Source organism: Enterococcus sp. ZQ21 (genome assembly GCF_030053755.1).
In the GTDB taxonomy this organism is placed as follows: Bacteria; Bacillota; Bacilli; order Lactobacillales; family Enterococcaceae; genus Enterococcus_B; species Enterococcus_B lactis.
This window is the reverse complement of the sequence record NZ_CP125658.1, coordinates 1,978,555-1,996,426: the sequence shown is the minus strand read 5'-3', so window position 1 is coordinate 1,996,426 and position 17,872 is coordinate 1,978,555. Positions and strand designations below refer to the sequence as shown.

Annotated in this window: 18 protein-coding genes; 11 read left to right on the top strand and 7 right to left on the bottom strand. The window is 39.6% G+C overall.

Features of this window, described 5'->3' with window-relative positions; all coding sequences use genetic code 11:
* Positions 1–2: 2 nt before the first annotated feature.
* A complete protein-coding gene (locus QK255_RS09695) occupies positions 3–281 on the bottom strand; it encodes a hypothetical protein (protein ID WP_002289230.1) in 279 nt (92 codons plus the stop codon).
* Positions 282–473: 192 nt separating this feature from the next.
* Between QK255_RS09695 and QK255_RS09690 the strand changes: the two genes are divergently transcribed.
* On the top strand, positions 474–1,130 hold the full coding sequence (locus QK255_RS09690) for a Crp/Fnr family transcriptional regulator (protein WP_002289231.1): 657 nt from the start codon (positions 474–476) through the stop codon (positions 1,128–1,130).
* A gap of 497 nt (positions 1,131–1,627) precedes the next feature.
* Here QK255_RS09690 and QK255_RS09685 read toward each other — a convergent pair whose 3' ends face one another.
* The 4 genes from QK255_RS09685 to QK255_RS09670 form a co-directional block, all read right to left on the bottom strand.
* Entirely contained in the window at positions 1,628–2,845 is a 1,218-nt protein-coding gene (locus QK255_RS09685) for an IS110 family RNA-guided transposase (protein ID WP_283341538.1), read from the bottom strand.
* Positions 2,846–3,125: 280 nt separating this feature from the next.
* Complete coding sequence (locus tag QK255_RS09680; RefSeq protein WP_002292333.1) at positions 3,126–3,923, bottom strand: TPM domain-containing protein; 798 nt, start codon at positions 3,921–3,923, stop codon at positions 3,126–3,128.
* Complete coding sequence (locus tag QK255_RS09675; RefSeq protein WP_002292334.1) at positions 3,920–5,104, bottom strand: TFIIB-type zinc ribbon-containing protein; 1,185 nt, start codon at positions 5,102–5,104, stop codon at positions 3,920–3,922. The genes QK255_RS09680 and QK255_RS09675 overlap by 4 nt, the downstream gene beginning before the upstream one ends.
* A 24-nt stretch (positions 5,105–5,128) precedes the next feature.
* On the bottom strand, positions 5,129–6,376 hold the full coding sequence (locus tag QK255_RS09670; protein ID WP_002292335.1) for an SPFH domain-containing protein: 1,248 nt from the start codon (positions 6,374–6,376) through the stop codon (positions 5,129–5,131).
* A gap of 214 nt (positions 6,377–6,590) precedes the next feature.
* Here QK255_RS09670 and dnaX point away from each other — a divergent pair, with 214 nt between their 5' ends.
* From dnaX to dinB, 10 genes are all read left to right on the top strand, one after another.
* Positions 6,591–8,336, top strand: coding sequence for a DNA polymerase III subunit gamma/tau (dnaX, locus tag QK255_RS09665; protein WP_002292336.1), 1,746 nt, complete (start codon positions 6,591–6,593; stop codon positions 8,334–8,336).
* A 20-nt stretch (positions 8,337–8,356) separates the two neighbouring features.
* Complete coding sequence (locus QK255_RS09660) at positions 8,357–8,671, top strand: YbaB/EbfC family nucleoid-associated protein (RefSeq protein ID WP_002292337.1); 315 nt, start codon at positions 8,357–8,359, stop codon at positions 8,669–8,671.
* A gap of 24 nt (positions 8,672–8,695) precedes the next feature.
* On the top strand, positions 8,696–9,292 hold the full coding sequence (recR, locus tag QK255_RS09655; RefSeq protein ID WP_002292338.1) for a recombination mediator RecR: 597 nt from the start codon (positions 8,696–8,698) through the stop codon (positions 9,290–9,292).
* 63 nt (positions 9,293–9,355) lie between these two features.
* On the top strand, positions 9,356–10,000 hold the full coding sequence (gene tmk / locus QK255_RS09650) for a dTMP kinase (RefSeq protein ID WP_002292339.1): 645 nt from the start codon (positions 9,356–9,358) through the stop codon (positions 9,998–10,000).
* A gap of 14 nt (positions 10,001–10,014) precedes the next feature.
* Positions 10,015–10,344, top strand: coding sequence for a cyclic di-AMP receptor DarA (darA, locus tag QK255_RS09645; RefSeq protein ID WP_002292340.1), 330 nt, complete (start codon positions 10,015–10,017; stop codon positions 10,342–10,344).
* A gap of 13 nt (positions 10,345–10,357) precedes the next feature.
* Complete coding sequence (holB, locus tag QK255_RS09640) at positions 10,358–11,296, top strand: DNA polymerase III subunit delta' (RefSeq protein WP_002292342.1); 939 nt, start codon at positions 10,358–10,360, stop codon at positions 11,294–11,296.
* A 35-nt stretch (positions 11,297–11,331) separates the two neighbouring features.
* A complete protein-coding gene (locus QK255_RS09635) occupies positions 11,332–12,156 on the top strand; it encodes a PSP1 domain-containing protein (protein ID WP_283341537.1) in 825 nt (274 codons plus the stop codon).
* Positions 12,149–12,496, top strand: coding sequence for a DNA replication initiation control protein YabA (locus tag QK255_RS09630; protein WP_002288076.1), 348 nt, complete (start codon positions 12,149–12,151; stop codon positions 12,494–12,496). Before QK255_RS09635 ends, QK255_RS09630 begins: the two co-directional genes overlap by 8 nt.
* Before the next feature lie 68 nt (positions 12,497–12,564).
* Positions 12,565–13,437 carry a 16S rRNA (cytidine(1402)-2'-O)-methyltransferase gene (rsmI, locus tag QK255_RS09625; RefSeq protein ID WP_002292345.1) on the top strand — a complete coding sequence of 291 codons (873 nt, stop codon included), beginning with the start codon at positions 12,565–12,567 and terminating at the stop codon, positions 13,435–13,437.
* 108 nt (positions 13,438–13,545) lie between these two features.
* Positions 13,546–14,667, top strand: a complete 1,122-nt coding sequence (gene dinB, locus QK255_RS09620; RefSeq protein ID WP_002310241.1) for a DNA polymerase IV — start codon at positions 13,546–13,548, stop codon at positions 14,665–14,667.
* 53 nt (positions 14,668–14,720) lie between these two features.
* On the opposite strand, the gene nrdG is transcribed toward dinB, so the two are convergent.
* Together nrdG and nrdD are read right to left on the bottom strand one after the other, a co-directional pair.
* Positions 14,721–15,323, bottom strand: coding sequence for an anaerobic ribonucleoside-triphosphate reductase activating protein (gene nrdG / locus QK255_RS09615; RefSeq protein WP_002292348.1), 603 nt, complete (start codon positions 15,321–15,323; stop codon positions 14,721–14,723).
* A 314-nt stretch (positions 15,324–15,637) separates the two neighbouring features.
* Entirely contained in the window at positions 15,638–17,827 is a 2,190-nt protein-coding gene (gene nrdD / locus QK255_RS09610; RefSeq protein ID WP_002292349.1) for an anaerobic ribonucleoside-triphosphate reductase, read from the bottom strand.
* Positions 17,828–17,872: the final 45 nt, after the last annotated feature.

Sequence of the window (17,872 nt, the reverse complement as noted above, 5' to 3'; positions counted from 1 at the left end):
CCTTAAGCTGAATATGCTTTTAATTTTTGTATTTGAACTTCTACATCGTGATAATTGGATGGATAGCGATCAACAAGTTGGCGAATAAATAAATCCCGTGTAGACATAAACAGGTTTAAAAATTCTTCGCATTCGTTTGTTGGATTCTCATCCACTGCTTTGATCAATTCGATCGAGTTTTGATACGCATCATTTAAAAAGACTAAAGAAGCTTTCATGTCAAATCTTGTTTGATATGCTGTTTCTAATCGATTAATGATTGTGTTCATCCAATAATTCATGTTTTTTCCCTCTATTCTTAAAAAATTTTACTTCTGCAGTATAACGAATAAAAAAAAGGAAAAAAATCGCATAAGTGATGGAAAAAGGTACTTAACAAATGTTAATATCATTAGTAAAATACCTTTGGACTTTAAAAAGTTTTAAAGTACTGTATGATCTTTTTAGATGAAAGTTTGGATGGGGGAGCATCATTGGATAGTAGAGTCTTAAAGGAATATTTGGATAAAAATGATTTTCCGATTATACGCAAAGGATATCATAAATATTTGACATTCGAAGGGATGGAAGATTCCCATACGTATATCTTGAAAGAGGGAACGGTAAAAGCAAGTGTTATTTCAAATGATGGGAGAGAATTTAACCTTCGCTATATCAAAGATCTTGAAATCGTCTCTCTTTTAAAAGACGAATATTCACAATTCATCGATTCGCCGTATAATATTCGAGTTGAATCAGAATATGCAGAGTTTTATCGAATCAATCGTGTGAGATTTTGGCAAAATATCAACCAAGATCCAAAGCTACAACACTATGTAAAAGAGTATTACCGCTATCGCTTGCTTTATTCGATGAAAAAAATGCAACAAATGCTGTTAAATGGAAAACTGGGAGCTGTTTGTACGCAACTTTACGAATTATATGATTTATTCGGTGTGCGAACAGAAGAGGGGATGCTGATCGATTTTTCGATCACAAATGAAGAAATCGCCAAATTTTGTGGTATTTCAACTGCTAGCAGTGTGAACAGAATTTTAAAGCAGTTGAAAAAAGATGGTATTATCACAGTGAAAGATCATCATATCGTTATTTTGAATATGGACTTGTTAGAAGACAATATTATCTTTTGATGAACAAAGAGGTTGTGACAGAAGTGGGCAGCTTCAATAAATAAGAAGGAATTTCCGAAAATTGTTACTCAAATTTTTTGACAAATTTCGGCTTATTTTCGAAGAAGCTACTTCTGGAACACCGTGAATAAGAGGTTGTGAAATCAGCGTTTTGAGCTAATACCGAGGGTCAGCTGATTGAACACCGTTTACCAAGAGGTTGTAAAAAAGCTGTTCTGCATCAAGTAATAAGAACAGCCAAGTAAAAACAGCTCCTAATGTTTTTAACTTGGCTGGACTTATTACCGCAGATGTAAGCTTTTGAGCACCGTTTATTCGCAACAAAAGGGCTGTGACACGATTTTTGTCACAGCCTCTTTCCTACGATTAGTCAAGTAAAAGGTGCAAGAAAAATAGCTCGTAAACGAAAGCGACAAAATCAAGGCACACTAAATAAAGCCCCGTTCGTAAAAAATTTTCGATCTGGGCAAAGAAGTGGTATACTGTAAGTGGTTTAGTTAATGGTCCACTGAGACCGCGTACGCATAGTCGTACTCTGTATGTGCCCTAACCATAGCGTGCATACATTTCAGAAGCTTGTTCATACAAGCAACTGTGGCAACCTTATCTTTCTTAGGGATAGGTTGCTTTTTTAATTTGTAGTAATAATCGACAATATGATTAGGAGCTGCGCGTTGCTGGCGAATCATATTTCGAATGGTGAAGAAAATAATTTTCCGTGCTTTGGGATTACCACGCTTATTGATGCGGTCTTGGCCAGTATACTTACCTGAATGATACCGTCGGATGTCGATTCCGACAAAGGCATTCAATTGTTTATGGGTTTTAAATCGTGTGATATCTCCTAATTCACCGAGCAATAAAGCGGCTGTGAGTGCGCCAATCCCAGGGAACGTTTGGTACAACAAAAAGCAAGGAGAGGCTTCGGCTTTTTTGATCATTTGTGTTGCCAGTGCTTTTTTTTGTTCGAGTAAATCTTGGAGAAGTTCGGCGTAATAGATCGTTTTTTGACAGTGAATACTGTCTTTTTCAACAGCTGGATAGGCACACTGTGCATAGTGGATGATTTGATCTGCCTTTTGCTCGGCACGATTCGCGGAGATTTTTTTCCGTGTTTCGTTGATCAGTTTATTTTTTATTTTTGTCCGAGTAGATGCCAATACAAAATCTGGATGGGGAAAAAGACGGATCAATGTCAATGCGTAAGGGGTCATCCTGTTTGAAAAGAACTGTTCAAGCTCTGGAAAAGTCAACTGAAGGCAGTTGTGTAAATCCATGCGCAGACGAGTGATTTTCTTCTCAATTTCTTGATAAAAACGGGCTAAATCGCGCATCTCTAAGTAAAAATTGCTTTGTACTTCTTTTGGCTGACGTTGATTTTTAAGATGAGTCTGTGCGAGCCGATGGGCATCCGATTTATCTGTTTTCCAACTGCGTAAGGTGTTTTCTTCCATCTGTTTTTTCGCTTCTAACGGGTTTAACAAACAGTAAGAAAAGTGATGATCTTGAAAGAACTTTTCGACTGGTCTGGAATAAATCCCCGTTGCTTCAAAAACAATCAATGGACGTTCAGGCAAGTGCTGGATCTCTTCGAGTAATGCATGAAATCCTCTTTGAGTGTGTTCGATCTCGTCTTCAAATAAGCAGGTGTCGTCTTTGTATAGGACACTGTAGCTGTGTCCCATTGAAACATCTAATGCAAGAATGTAAGGCATTTGTTTTCCTCCTTTTTAAGTTTTGAAAGAACTTTACTGCTTCATTTCGATTCCAATTTCCTATACACGGGCTCATGGCCCCAACATACGTAAACCTGATTCTAAAATGACAGTAAAGAAGTTCGGTTTTTGATAGGGACTCGTAGTCCTCAAGGCTTTGTTCGAACTTTCTTTCATTCTTCACTATAATCTAAAAATAGAAAATAGAGGAGAACATCATTCGTCAATGATGTTCCCCTCTAATCTTAGTATGTTTTTGCGAACTTTCATTTAGCTATTTTTAGAAACTTCTTCCGCCACCGCCAAAAGTCCCGCCACCGCTAGAGTGGGTAGTACTTCCGCCACCGCCGCTTCCAGGAGGTGGGCTTTTGGGGATTCTTCTTGTCGTGACAAAAGAATTTGTCAGACGATCGGTTTTTTCAGTTAATTTGATACTGGATTTTTCTCGGAACGGATATTTGTAGATGCCTGATTTCAATTGATAACGCGAAACAGTCACAAAATAAAAGACAAGACTAAGGATAAGAGCTAAAACAACAGCAATGATGATTTCCACTGTCGTCAAAACTTTATAGCGTGTGATTTTGCCAGTTTCTTCATCTACACGATAATGACCTCCTGGAACTCCGTCTTCCACATATGTGGCTGATTTAGACAAGTACGCTTTTGCAGCATCGTAGTAGGCAGCATTCGTCATCTGATCATAAACATCATCTAAGATCGAATCGATTCTACTGTCAGTCAAATAATCGATCATATTACCAGAAGTCGAAATGTAGATTTCACGCTGCCCCATATCCAATAGCAAAACTGAGCCATTTTGATCATTTCCGACTGCCTTTCTTAAGTAATTATCGGCAAAGTCTCTTGGTTCTTCTGAATTAGAAGTAGTTGTGACGATTAAGACACGTCCCTTGATTTTTTCATTCAGTTTTTCTGCCTGTTGTTCCAAAGAGTGGATTTGATCTGTAGTGAACAACCCAGCCTCGTCATTTACCGTTGCTGTATCCGCATGAGTAGCCACCGGCCAACTAACACTTACTAGCAAAAGAAAGAACAAAAAGAATTTTTTCATCATATCAAGTAACCTCCGATCAGAAAGAGGATCGCTAGTCCAGCGAAAATCCCAAGAGCAGTCAGTCCTAATTTTTTCTGGCTAATCGGCAGGACACCGCTGACTTTTCCTGTTTGTCCATTCATTGCATAATAGTAGACTTTTTTACTTGAGTCATTGCTTCGATAAGTAACGAGCCATACCGGCAACAATACGTAATTATTTACTTCATTTGTGATTGAAGCAGAGGTTCGGACACCTGTCAATGTTGTATACCCATTGGCAGTATCTTTTAACAGCTTCTCTGAATAGTCTTTTAATTCAGACTGAATTTGCGATTTGATTGCCTCGTATTCGATATCTCTTTTTTCTGCTTGGAACCCGGCTAAATACTGGCTTTTAAAATCAATTGCTTTATCTAACGGGAAAGGTTGCACGCCTTCGACCATCTTTTGTTGCGTATTTTTTGATAAGGCATTTTTTACTAGTTCTTTAAAAGAGAGCTTGCCTGCTCTTGAAACAGCAAATTGCTTCGTTTCTGTGTATTCGATGTCACCTATTCGCCAAATGCGGATAACGGTGCCGTTTGCCTGCATTGTGCCATCTACTTCAGCATCTGTAGCCCAATAAGGGAAATATACACCCGTCAACTTATCGATTTGATCCTTATTGAAAAAAGCTTTTGGAACAAACCATTTTTTCTTGGTCCAAGCGAGAAATCTATTGATTGCTTCTTCTTTCTCGACAGCAAAAGGAAGTACTTTATTTGGCAAGAATTCTCCGCTTAAACGTCCCGATAGTACAACGGGATTATGGCAGTAGTAACAATAAGTCGCAGCAGTGGTCGCATCGGTCACAATCTCTGCACCACAGTTGGGACAAAGGAAAAGATCCATCGATACAGTATTACCTGCAGCTTCGTCCGCTGTATCTGAAAAACCGCCTGCCTCGTCAAACGCTTTGCGCTCGGCTTCACTCATGTTGGTAAGCTGTTCTTGGGCTGTAAAAGTAAAATCTTCTGTAGACGAAGGTTCTTCTTTGCTCTCTTCGCCAGCCATACGCGCTTCTTTTTGCTTCTGCTCATATTGGCTGACTTCTTCTTCGGTATAAATATTCAGGCAGTATTCGCAATGAAATTTTTGGTCTTTAGGATCAAAAGTCAACGGACCGCCGCAATTAGGACATTTATGTGTAAGAACATCCATCAGCTGCACACCTTTCTCAATAAATTAATCAACGGGGATTCCTTTAAACGGTTTGCCGCAGTTTGGACAGAATTTAGGGATGCCGTTGGAAAGATCCACAATCTCGTTGCATTCGCTGCAACGCATCTGTAGCTTAGGCTGAGCGTTTTCTACTGGTTTGGCAGCGCCACAGTTGGAACAGAATTTTCCGGAATTTTCTGTCCCACAGACTGGACACGTCCAAGTATCTACATTCCCTTGTGCGGCTTGTTGATTTTGTTTTTCAGCTTGTTGCTTGATTTGTTCTTGGTTGTTTTGAGCCGCTTGGGAAAGGTAAGAGCCATTTGCATTCATTCCCATCCCTACGCCCATAAAGCCAGTCATTGCTCCTGCTTCATTTTTTCCAGCTGCTTCCATTCCACGGGCAATGGAACCTTGCACGTATCCTTCACGTACGCTAGGATCACCTAGCATCGCCCCTTCGTTACGCATATTGATTAGTTTCACAGAATCATCTGTGTAAGAAATGCTGGCCACAGCGACAGAGACGATCTCCATCCCTCGCAACTCGCGCCAAGAATCATCCAATGCAGTATCCATGTATTTGCTTAACTCCAAACTCTTAGATGGGACATAAGAAATCCGTTGTCCATCCGCAGACATCTGATTGATTGCTGATTGCAATGCTGTTAGGAATTCAGCTAAGTATTGCTCATTGATATCATTGATTTCTACTTGTGTTTTGTTTTTAGGAATTGCGTTTGTATAAAATAAAATCGGGTCAACGACATGAATAGAATAAGTGCCATGTGCCCGTAAGAATAATTCTGCGTTATAGAAATTATCAAAGTAGTTCAATGGCGCACTCGTACCGAATTTGATTCCCTTTATTTCTTGGAGATTGATATAAAAAACTTGTTGTTTCTGCGGTGTAACGCCACCAAATTTAAATCGGTCAAATGTTTCAGCAATTGCTTCTTTCAGTGTTCCGTTGAACATGGAAGGAGCTGCGTCATTTTTAATGGTGTAATAACCTTCCTCAGCGGTATAATCGATGATTTTTCCACCATCGACCAAAAGCATCATCATGTTTGGATAGACATGGACGACTGTTCCGTCTGTCAAAACATCTTCTGTTCCTTTACGATTGGAGCCACGTTTGTCATCTTTACGAACTTTGACACCTTTCGTCATAACCGTTGTATCACTCATATTGTCTGGTTCGATGACTTCTAGCCATTGATCTGCCAGACCGCCGCCGACCATACTTGTTGCTGCTTTGATAAGACCCATAAAAAATTCCTCCTCTGATTCAGCTAATGCCAAACAATTATTGTTTATTTATTATACCATAGGAAGAAGTGAAACTTCTCGGACTAGAGACGGAATTGAAATGGAAACTTGCGTATTGATTAAATACCTGAAAAAGCCGAGAAGGATAGTAGTTTTTTTACCCAATATCACGTATAATAAGAGATAGTGAATTTTTTAAAAAAGGGGGATCCTTATGGCATATCAAGCACTTTATCGAGTCTGGCGTTCGCAGCGTTTCGAAGACATCGTTGGACAAAAAGCTGTGACACAGACACTAAAAAATGCTATTGTTTCCCACAAGACCTCACATGCCTATTTGTTTACAGGACCCAGAGGAACCGGAAAGACAAGTGCAGCAAAGATTTTCGCAAAAGCAATCAACTGTCCGAACAGTAAAGACGGTGAACCATGCAACGAATGCGAAATGTGTCGATCAATCACTGCTGGTACGCAAGAAGATGTGATCGAAATCGATGCTGCCAGCAATAACGGAGTCGAAGAAATCCGATTTATCCGTGATCGGGCAAACTATGCGCCTACAAAGGCAGCGTACAAAGTGTACATTATTGATGAGGTACATATGCTTTCAACAGGAGCTTTCAATGCCTTGTTGAAAACATTGGAAGAGCCAAAAGAAAGTGTCATATTCATCTTAGCAACGACCGAACCTCACAAAATACCAGCTACGATCATTTCACGAACCCAACGATTTGATTTTAAACGGATCAATACGGCAGATATTGTCGAACATCTTGAATTTATCTTAAAAGAATCGACTATCAACTATGAACCAGCTGCATTGAATGTGATTGCCCGTTCCGCAGAAGGCGGGATGCGGGATGCATTGAGTATTCTTGATCAGGCAATCTCATTTAGTGAAGGAACGATTACTTTAGATGATGCCATGCAAGTAACAGGCAGCTTGACAGACGAAATGATGGACAGCTACTTGAGTGCTTGCGTGAAAAAAGAAGTACCAGAAGCATTGGAAGCGTTGAATCAAATTCTCGCAGCCGGCAAAGAATCACGTCGCTTTCTAGAGGATATGTTACAATACTGCCGTGATCTGCTGATGTATCAGCAAGCGCCCAATCTAGTTGAAGAACAATCAAGTACGATCAGAAGTACATTTACGGAATTGGCACAAACTGTTTCAGCGGATCAGCTATTTTCAATGATAAAGATTTTGAGCGATACACAAAATGAAATCCGATTTACTAATAGTGCCGCTATTTATTTGGAAGTCGCTACAGTCAAACTCGCACAGCTACCCTCTGCTTCTGTTCCTTCAGCAAAAATGGCATTAGCAGATGATCAGATAGTAAAACAGCTGCAACAAGAGATCAAGGAACTGAGAAACGAAATCAAAGAACTTCGCAGTAACACAGGAACTGTGAATACAAAAGTACAGCCAGTACAGCAGACGAATCACAAAAAACAAACAAGTACGTATCGGGTACCGACGGAACGGGTATATAAAGTTCTGCGGGAAGCGACAAGACAGCATCTGAACCAAGTAAAAGAAGTATGGGAAGATTTGCTGATGAGCCTCTCTGTCACTCAGCGGGCAATGCTTAAAGCAAGTGAACCAGTTGCAGCTGGCCCTACAGGATTAGTGATTGCATTTGATTATGAGATTGTTTGTCAAAGAGCAGCAAACGACGAAGAACTGCAGCTTTCGGTACACAATAATTTAAGCCGAATGATCAAAGACTATGCGCCTGATCCGGTTTATATCACAAGAGAAAGTTGGCCGGAACTTCGAAAAAATTATTTGACGCAAGCACAAGAAGAGGGAGCAGAAAATTCTTTTGCTTCTGAAGAGTCAGAAGGAGAAATCGAATTACTCCCTCAAGAACAGGAAGTACCAGAAGAAACACTTGTAGTAAAAGCAGAGGAATTTTTTGGTTCCGAGGCTGTTACAGTAGTAGATGATTAAGAAAAAAGGAGTAGATAATTATGATGCGTGGAATGGGCAATATGCAAGGCATGATGAAACAAGTACAAAAAATGCAAAAAGAAATGGCGGAAGCACAAGAGCTGCTAAATAAAACAGAATTTACAGGTAAAGCCACTAATGAATTGGTCAAAGCCGTATTTACAGGTGATCGCCGTATGAAGGATATCCAAATCAATGAAGAAGTCGTTGATCCTGATGATATTGAGATGCTTCAAGATCTTGTCGTAATGGCAGTCAATGACGCAATCGCACAAATTGATGTGGAAACTGAGAAAAAATTAGGGAAATACGCAAAAGGTTTACCAGGATTTTAGTTTTAAACTGAAGGAGTAATGAATATGCAATATCCAGAACCAATTGCGAAACTGATCGACAGCTATATGAAACTTCCAGGAATCGGTCAGAAAACAGCGACAAGACTCGCGTTTTATACAATCGATATGAAAGATGAAGTAGTGAATGAATTTGCTAAATCTTTGTTAAGTGTAAAACGAGATTTACACTTTTGCAGTATCTGCGGAAATATCACAGAAGAAGATCCTTGCGAAATATGTAGAAACCCTTCACGTGATCGCAGCATTATCCTAGTGGTCGAAGAGCCGAAAGATGTAATGGCGATGGAAAAAATGCGAGAATATCACGGACTTTATCATGTACTCCATGGTGTGTTATCACCGATGGAAGGGACAGGTCCAGAAGATATCAATATTTCTTCGCTGCTGCAGCGGCTGCATGATGCAGATGTAAAAGAAGTGATCATCGCAACAAATGCGACAACAGAAGGAGAAGCAACAGCAATGTATCTCTCACGTCTAATTAAACCAGCCGGTATCAAAGTAACACGTTTAGCACATGGGTTGTCTGTAGGCTCTGATATCGAGTACGCAGATGAAGTCACGTTATTGAAAGCTGTCGAAGGAAGACGCGAGTTATAAATTTCTAATTAAATGTTTTTTCAGATACAATATAGAAGCAGCATAAGAGATGGGGGCAACAATGTGAACGGACTATTTATTACAATCGAGGGGCCTGATGGTGCAGGAAAAACCAGCATCTTGAATGAACTTTTCCCTCTTTTGAAAGAAGTAGCAAAAACAGAAATCATTCAAACAAGAGAACCGGGAGGCATCCCGATTGCTGAAGAGATTCGAGCGGTGATCCTGGATCCAAAAAATGATCGGATGGATGAACGCACGGAAGCACTACTTTATGCGGCGGCAAGAAGACAGCATCTAGTCGAAAAGGTCTTGCCTGCTCTGGCAAAAGGGAAAATCGTTTTATGCGACAGATTTGTCGACAGTTCTCTTGCTTATCAAGGTGCAGGCCGACGCATCGGCGTTACCGAGATTGCTCGGTTGAATGAGTTTGCTACAGAAGGTACTACGCCAGATTTTACCCTTTATCTTGACGTAGATTCAGACACCGGATTAAGAAGAATCAAGAAAAACAGACAAAACCAAATCGACCGTTTAGATTCGGAAGGTTTGGAATTCCACCAGCGTGTACGACATGCTTACTTAAAGCTGGCAGAAGAGAATCCGGAAAGAATCCACAAAGTTGATGCAAGAAAAAGCTTTGAAGAAGTGCTGCAAACAAGTTATCATACAATTATTGAACAATATCCGCAATTTTTTGAAAACTAGGAAGGTGAACGTTTATGAAAATTATTTTAGCGATTATCCAAGACAAAGACAGCAACCGTTTATCAAATGAATTGATTGATGCAAATATCCGTGCCACAAAATTATCATCGACAGGCGGCTTCCTTAAGGCTGGAAACAGCACGTTTATCGTGGGTATTGAAGATGATCGAGTAGAAGAAGCATTGGAAATCATCAAAAAAACGTGTGAATCAAGAAAACAATTTGTATCTACACCTGTTACATTGGATATCTCGATGGATGGGGGCGTCCCTTATCCAGTAGAAGTAGAAGTAGGCGGTGCAACAGTCTTCGTCTTACCTGTTGAAGGATTCCATCAATTTTAGGAGGAGCTGAGCTATGAATCAAGAAATAAACTTGGCTCAAATGCAACCGATCGTGTATCAGCAGCTTCAACGGAGTTTTGAGCATGGGCGTCTCGCTCATGCTTATCTTTTTGAAGGAGAAAAAGGAACAGGAAAACATGAAGTAGGTGTGTGGCTCGCACAGCACCTGTTCTGTACCCAAATGGAAGACAATCAGCCTTGCGGAAAATGCAACAATTGTCAGCGGATCGAAAAGAAAGAACATCCAGATGTTCTGGTTATCGAACCGGACGGACAAACAATCAAAGTTGACCAGATCAGACGTTTGCAGACGGAATTCAGTCGCAGCGGATATGAATCAAGAAAAAAGGTTTTTTTGATTAAAGAAGCTGAAAAAATGAATAGCAGTGCGGCAAACAGTCTGTTGAAATTTTTGGAAGAACCACCGGGAGATTTTTTAGCGGTATTAGAGACAGATGCAGTAGGAAGGATTCTCCCTACTATTCAATCCCGTTGTCAAGTGCTGCATTTTCAAGAACTTTCAAAAGAAGCATTGATCCATCGATTGCAAGAAGAGCAGATTCCATTAGAAAAATCAAAACTTTTGGCTTTCTTAACAAACAGTTTAGGAAAAGCAGTTGAAATCTCTCAAGATGAATGGTTTAATGATGCTAAGGACTTGATTTATCAATGGTTCGTTTACTTGCAAAAGCAAGACACTCAAGCCTTTATCTATGTCCAAAAAAAATTAGTGAAATCATTTAAAGAAAAAACACAGCAGTTTACAGGATTATCTGTCCTGATGTTTTATTATCAGGAAGCACAGCGTCAAGCAGTAGCGAAAGGCGAATATGGCAAAGTGAAACAGATAAACCAGATAATTGAACGAATATTGATCGCAGAGCAGAAACTACGTAGCAATGTCGGTTTTCAAGCTGTTGCGGAACAGTTCGTTTTGCAGACGATTTTTTAGCTTGCCGCAGAGGACGAGAATCGAGGAGGATGGAAATGGTAGAAGTAGTAGGTGTCCGATATAGAGATGCAGGTCATATCTATTATTTTACACCAGGAGACTCTGAATATATTTATAATGACAAGGTATTAGTCGAATCTCAGCAATCCTTACATATTGCTACTGTTGTCCTTCCTAAAAAAGAGATTGATCCCAATGACCTTCCTGAAGCTATTCGTCCAATCTTGCATAAAGCATCAAAAGCTGAACTAGAAAAAGACAAAAAAAATAAAGAAGATGCGCGTGATGCATTGCAAATCGCAAAAGAAAAAGTGCAGTTGCGTGAGCTGGAAATGAAAATAATCAAAGCTGAATATACATTTGATCGAAACAAACTGATTTTTTCTTTTACGGCGGACGGGCGAATCGACTTTAGAGAATTGGTAAAGGATCTAGCCGCTGTATTTCGTACTCGTATTGAGCTTCGACAAATTGGTGTACGCGATGAAGCGAAGATAATAGGCGGAATTGGTCCATGTGGGCGTCCATTATGCTGTTCTTCTTTTTTAGGCGATTTCGTGCCCGTATCGATCAAAATGGCAAAAGATCAAAGCTTATCTTTGAACCCAACAAAAATTTCCGGTTTATGCGGACGCTTGATGTGCTGTCTACAATATGAGAGCGAAGAATACGAGACAGCAAAAAAAGAACTCCCTGACTTTGGAAAAGTAATTGTTACACCTGATGGTAAAGGGAAAGTCGTAGGGTTGAATCTGCTTAGCCGTATCGTTAGTATTCGGCTGACTGGACGGGAAAATCCTGTCGAATATGAATGGGATGAATTGAAAGAATTTATCCAAGTAGGTGAGATAAATGGATAAGAGATCATTATACGACGGATTGAATCAGTTAGAATCAGAGTTGAGAAATACATTAACAGAACTTGTTGAAATGAAGCATGCTTTGCATGAAATCGTAGAAAAAAATACGACTTTGGAGATGGAAAATCAACGTTTGCGAGAACATCTTCGGGAATTGAACCAAGTTGCACAAGCTCCAGCTGAAAATGTGAAGCAAGAACTTTCCAAGTCTCGTATGAATCTTGAAAAAATTTATGAAGAAGGCTTCCATGTCTGCTACGATTTATATGGATCAAGACGGGACAATGACGAGCCTTGTGCGTTTTGTCTAGAAGTGATCTATCGCGAAAGCGGTCGATGATCAATAACAAGAGGAGACTGGAGCGGAGAAAGACTGCTCCAGTTTTTTTATTAAGGAGATTGTGACAGATGTATAATCAAAAAAGTTTCAAAGGAAATCCAGTATACGGGAATTTATATCTTGTACCGACGCCAATCGGAAATCTAGAAGATATGAGCTACAGAAGTGTTCGTATGCTACAAGAAGCAGACCTTATCGCAAGCGAAGATACGCGTAATACACAAAAATTATTGAATCACTTCGAGATTCCTACGCCCCAAAAAAGTTTACATGAACATAATTATAAAGAACGTGTCCCTCAATTGATTGCTTTGTTAAAAGAAGGAAAAACGATTGCTCAAGTCAGTGACGCAGGAATGCCTTCCATCAGCGATCCTGGACATGAGCTAGTTTTAGCCTGCATAAAAGAAGGGATTTCTGTGATCTCTATCCCAGGACCTACAGCTGGGATGACGGCTTTGATTGCTTCAGGGCTAGTGCCTCAACCATTTTTATTTTATGGCTTCCTTCCACGCAAGAAAAAAGAACAGAAAGAAACATTGGAAAAGCTAAAAGAACAAACAGCTACGCTGATTTTCTATGAGTCACCTTATCGGATCACAGCTACGTTGACGAATTTCTTAGACATTTTTGGTAATCGCCAAGTCGTTTTGTGTCGAGAATTGACAAAGATCCATGAAGAATACCTTAGAGGAAGTACAGAAGAACTACTTGCATATATCGAAGAACATCCAGTAAAGGGGGAATGTTGTCTGCTTGTAGAAGGAAATTTGTTTGAAACGACAGGGACAGAAGTGGATGAAGAGCAGGGATCCTTAAAAGAACAAGTAGAAGCAAAGATTGCATCAGGCGAAAAGCCAAATGCTGCTATCAAAGCAGTAGCGCTTAAAAATGGACTGAAAAAACAAGAAGTTTACCGTCAATATCACGAATTAGACTGAAATAGTATAAGTAGTATACAATGAAGCGGCAATGTGGAAAACAGCTACTAACTTCTCAAACCTCTTGAACGCGAACGAACGTTCCTGTATAATGGCTAAGAGGTGAGGATGATGGAGCTGCAATTTCCTTTACATAATGATACATCAAGAAAAATCATTCATATCGATATGGATGCTTTTTTCGCTTCTGTTGAAGAACGAGATCATCCTGAGTTTCGTGGGCACCCATTAGTAATTGCTAGACATCCCAGTGACACTGGTGGGCGTGGAGTAGTGACTACGGCAAATTATGAAGCAAGAAAATTCGGAATTCATTCAGCAATGAGTGCACAAAAAGCGTATGAACTTTGCCCGCAAGCCATCTTTAAGCCTGGCGACCATCATAAATACAGCGAGATTTCCAAACAAGTACGGGAAGTATTCTATCATTATACAGACATTGTGGAACCAGTTAGTATCGATGAAGCGTATCTTGATGTGACCGAAAATAAAATCAATTGCAAGTCAGCCATCAAAATCGCCCGAATGATCCAGGCAGATATTTGGGAAAGAGTCCAGCTAACATGTTCTGCGGGAGTAAGTTACAATAAGTTTTTGGCCAAATTAGCATCAGACTATCAAAAACCTAGAGGGATCACAGTAGTTGCACCTCAAGATGCTGTGCCATTTTTAAAAGCTTTGCCAATTGAAAAATTTCATGGAGTAGGAAAGAAAACTGTACCTAGAATGCATGAGTTAGGGATTTATACAGGAAAAGACCTATATGAATGCACAGAAATGATGTTGATTCGAAATTTTGGAAAAATGGGCTATTCTCTTTATCGTAAAGTGAGAGGAATCCATGATTCTCCAGTAAATGTTACAAGAGAGCGAAAATCTGTGGGAAAAGAGCATACGTATGGACAGCCATTGCAAACGGAGGAAGCCGTGCTGGCTCAGTTGCGCCAACTAGCTGAAAAAGTAGAAGAAGCACTGAGAAGAGTCCAAAAACATGGGAAAACAGTGGTTTTGAAGGTCAGGTACACGGATTATTCTACTGTGACCAAAAGAGTGACATTGCCAGAATACATCTATAAAAAAGAAGCGCTCTTTTATCAAGCAAGTCTTATATGGGAGGAAATCTTGGGAGTAGAAAAAGGGATCCGATTGTTAGGAATCACCTTGACGAATCTTGACCCGATGACCTATGAAAATATCGTCCTTCCGTTATGGGGAAATCAAGAAATATAAAAACAGCTTTGAGAGTTGAAAATGGAAATCCGTTTTCTCTCTCAAAGCTGTTTTTATATCAAGTCTTGTTTTTTGATTTGTTCATAGGTTTCTGTTGCATCCGTACATTTTTCCCAAATCATAACTTGGTTGGATTCTAAAGATTTTTGGACATCAATGATTCGCTGGTTGCTGCTTCCGCGAAATTGTAGTTTTAGGTCACGTTTGCTCAATTCAAAGCGTCCGTCAACAAGGATATCGATTTGCGAAAGGAGTTCTAATTTATCTTCTGAATCTTGTAACAATTCATCAAAGGTATAGCCTGTCCATGACCAGATATCTTTTGTCGTACCGAACTCTTTTCGGATACGTCGTACGACTTGCAAACAAACATCTGTATTCAAAAAAGGCTCGCCGCCCAATAAAGTCAGTCCTTGTACGTAATCGTTGCGCAAGTCAGCGATGATTTGTTCTTCTAATTCAGGTGTGAATGGTTTGCCATATCGAAAATTTTGCGCCGCTTTGTTGAAGCAACCTTCGCAGGCGAATAAGCAGCCACTAACGTAAAGACTGTTACGGACACCTTCACCATCGACAAAATTAAACGGTTTGTAGTCAGCAATATAGTTTTGACTGTAGTCTTTTGCTAACCATTCTTTTGGTTTTGGATTTCTCATAAAAAAACTTCTTTCATTTAAGGTTCAAAGATATAGCTATTGAAGATAAAATCTACTCGACCACATAAATAAGAACAAACCGACCTAAATCCATTGTTCAAAAAAAGCTTGTTCTTATTTTGATAGAGAGCGTTCAAAGGTACAAAGCATCGAAAGAGAGTGGTGAAAAAAGATTTGTCACTGCCTCTTATTCTGAATAAACGGTGTTCAAAAGCTTGCATCTGCGGTAATAAGCCCAACTAAACGAAAAATATGAGGAGCTATTTTTGTTTAGCTGTTCTTATTACTTGATGCAGGACAGCTTTTTCACAACCTCATTTCATGTGTTTCACACGTGAGGAAATTTCTTTGTGGCGTCCATGTACCATCGGACGAGCTTGTGGATTTCCTAAATAACCACAAGTACGTTTGACTACATCACATGTTTTTGGGTCATGATTTCCACATTCTGGACATTCGAAGCCTCGTTCTGTTGGTTTGAAATCACCTTCAAAACCACATTGATAGCAATGGTCAATTGGCGTATTCGTACCAAGATACCCGATTTTATCATATGCAAAATCCCATACAGCTTCTAAGGCTTTCGGGTTTTGTTGGAGCATAGGGTATTCACAGTAGTGGATGAATCCACCTGAACAATATTTTGGATAATCCTTCTCAAATTCCAATTTTTCAAATGGCGTTGGGTTTTTACGTACATCATAGTGGAAACTGTTTGTATAATATTCTTTATCTGTGATATTTTCGATGATACCAAATTTTTCTGTATCTAAACGACAGAAACGATCAGTCAGACTTTCACTTGGTGTTGAATAGACGCTGAAATGATAACCGTATTCATCACCCCATGCATCCGCATTGGCTTTTAATTCTTTGACGATGTCAAGTGTGAAAGCTTTTGCCTCTGGGTTTGTTTCCCATTCGCCACCGAAGAAAGCTGAAGCAACTTCATATAATCCAATGTAGCCTAATGATACAGTAGCTCGGCGGTTTTTGAATAATTCATTGACAGAATCGGTACGTGAAAGACGTTTTCCGAAAGCACCATACATGTATAAGATTGGCGCATTTGCTGGAATGGCTTCTTTACAACGTTCTACACGATAGAGAAGCGCATCTTTCATGATTTCTAAACGGTCAGACAATAGCTGCCAGAATTTGTTCTGATCTCCTTTTGATTCGATCGCGATTCTTGGTAAATTCAATGTAACCACACCTAAATTCATTCGTCCGACATTTACTTCTTGACCATTTTCGTCTTTCCATCCTTGCAAGAATGAACGACAGCCCATAGGTACTTTGAAACTTCCAGTTAATTCGACGATTTTGTCGTAATTCAGAATATCAGGATACATTCGTTTCGTTGCACATTCCAATGCTAGTTGTTTGATGTCGTAATTAGGATCTTCAGGGTTTAAGTTTACACCTTTTTTTAAAGTGAAGATCAGTTTAGGGAAGATAGCTGTTCGCTTTTCACTCCCTAATCCATTGATTCGGATCTGTAAAATCGCTTTTTGGATTTCTCTTTCAAACCAATTTTCCCCCAAACCAAACCCTAATGAAGTGAAAGGGGTTTGCCCATTTGAAGTAAATAAGGTATTGATTTCATATTCCAAACTTTGCATAGCATCGAAGATATCTTTTTTGGTTTTTGCTTTTGCATATTCTTTTTGGCGTTCTGGCGAATCGATCCATTCTTCCGCGTCTTTTAGATGTTTTTTATAGTTCAATTCTGCAAAAGGAGCCAGCAATTCATCTGTTCGGTCGGCAGAACAGCCACCATATTGACTTGACGCAACATTAGCAATGATCTGTGAGATTTGTGCTGTCGCTGTTTGGATAGATTTAGGTGATTCCACTTCCGCATTTCCAATTTTGAAACCGTTGTTCAGCATACCTTTGAAATCAATCAAGCAGCAATTTGTCATCGGTGTGTAAGGATGATAATCCAAATCATGGTAATGGATATCACCTTTTTGATGGGCATTTGCTATATGTGGCGGCAACATTTTCAGTCCGATCGATTTTCCGACGATGCCGGCTGTTAGATCACGCTGTGTATTGAAAACATTACTGTCTTTATTTGCATTTTCATTCACGACAGTCTGGTCTTTGTTGATTAGTTTTTCAATCGAAAAGTTGATATCTGTCGCTTTACTGCGAGCAAAATCCCGTTTTGTACGGTAATTGATATACTCTTCTGCTAATTCATATTCGTTTTTTTCTAATAAGATATGTTCCACGATGTTTTGAATCTCATAGATCTTGACATTTTCAGCAAACCGGCTTTTGATTTCTTGGACAACCAAGTCTGCAATCATTTGGATTTTTTCGTAAGTAAGTGGGGATAATGAGCCGTGAATTTTCTTTTCAGCTTTGATTAGTGCTTCGTTGATCTTTTGTTCATCGAAATCAACATGGCGGCCATCTCGTTTGATAACTTTCATCTGGTGTGCCTCTGGTTGCTGAGTAACGACTGTTTTCTCTTCATAATTTACTTTCATTATCTTCAACTCCTGCTAAATTGTTCTTGTCTATCATAAAACAAA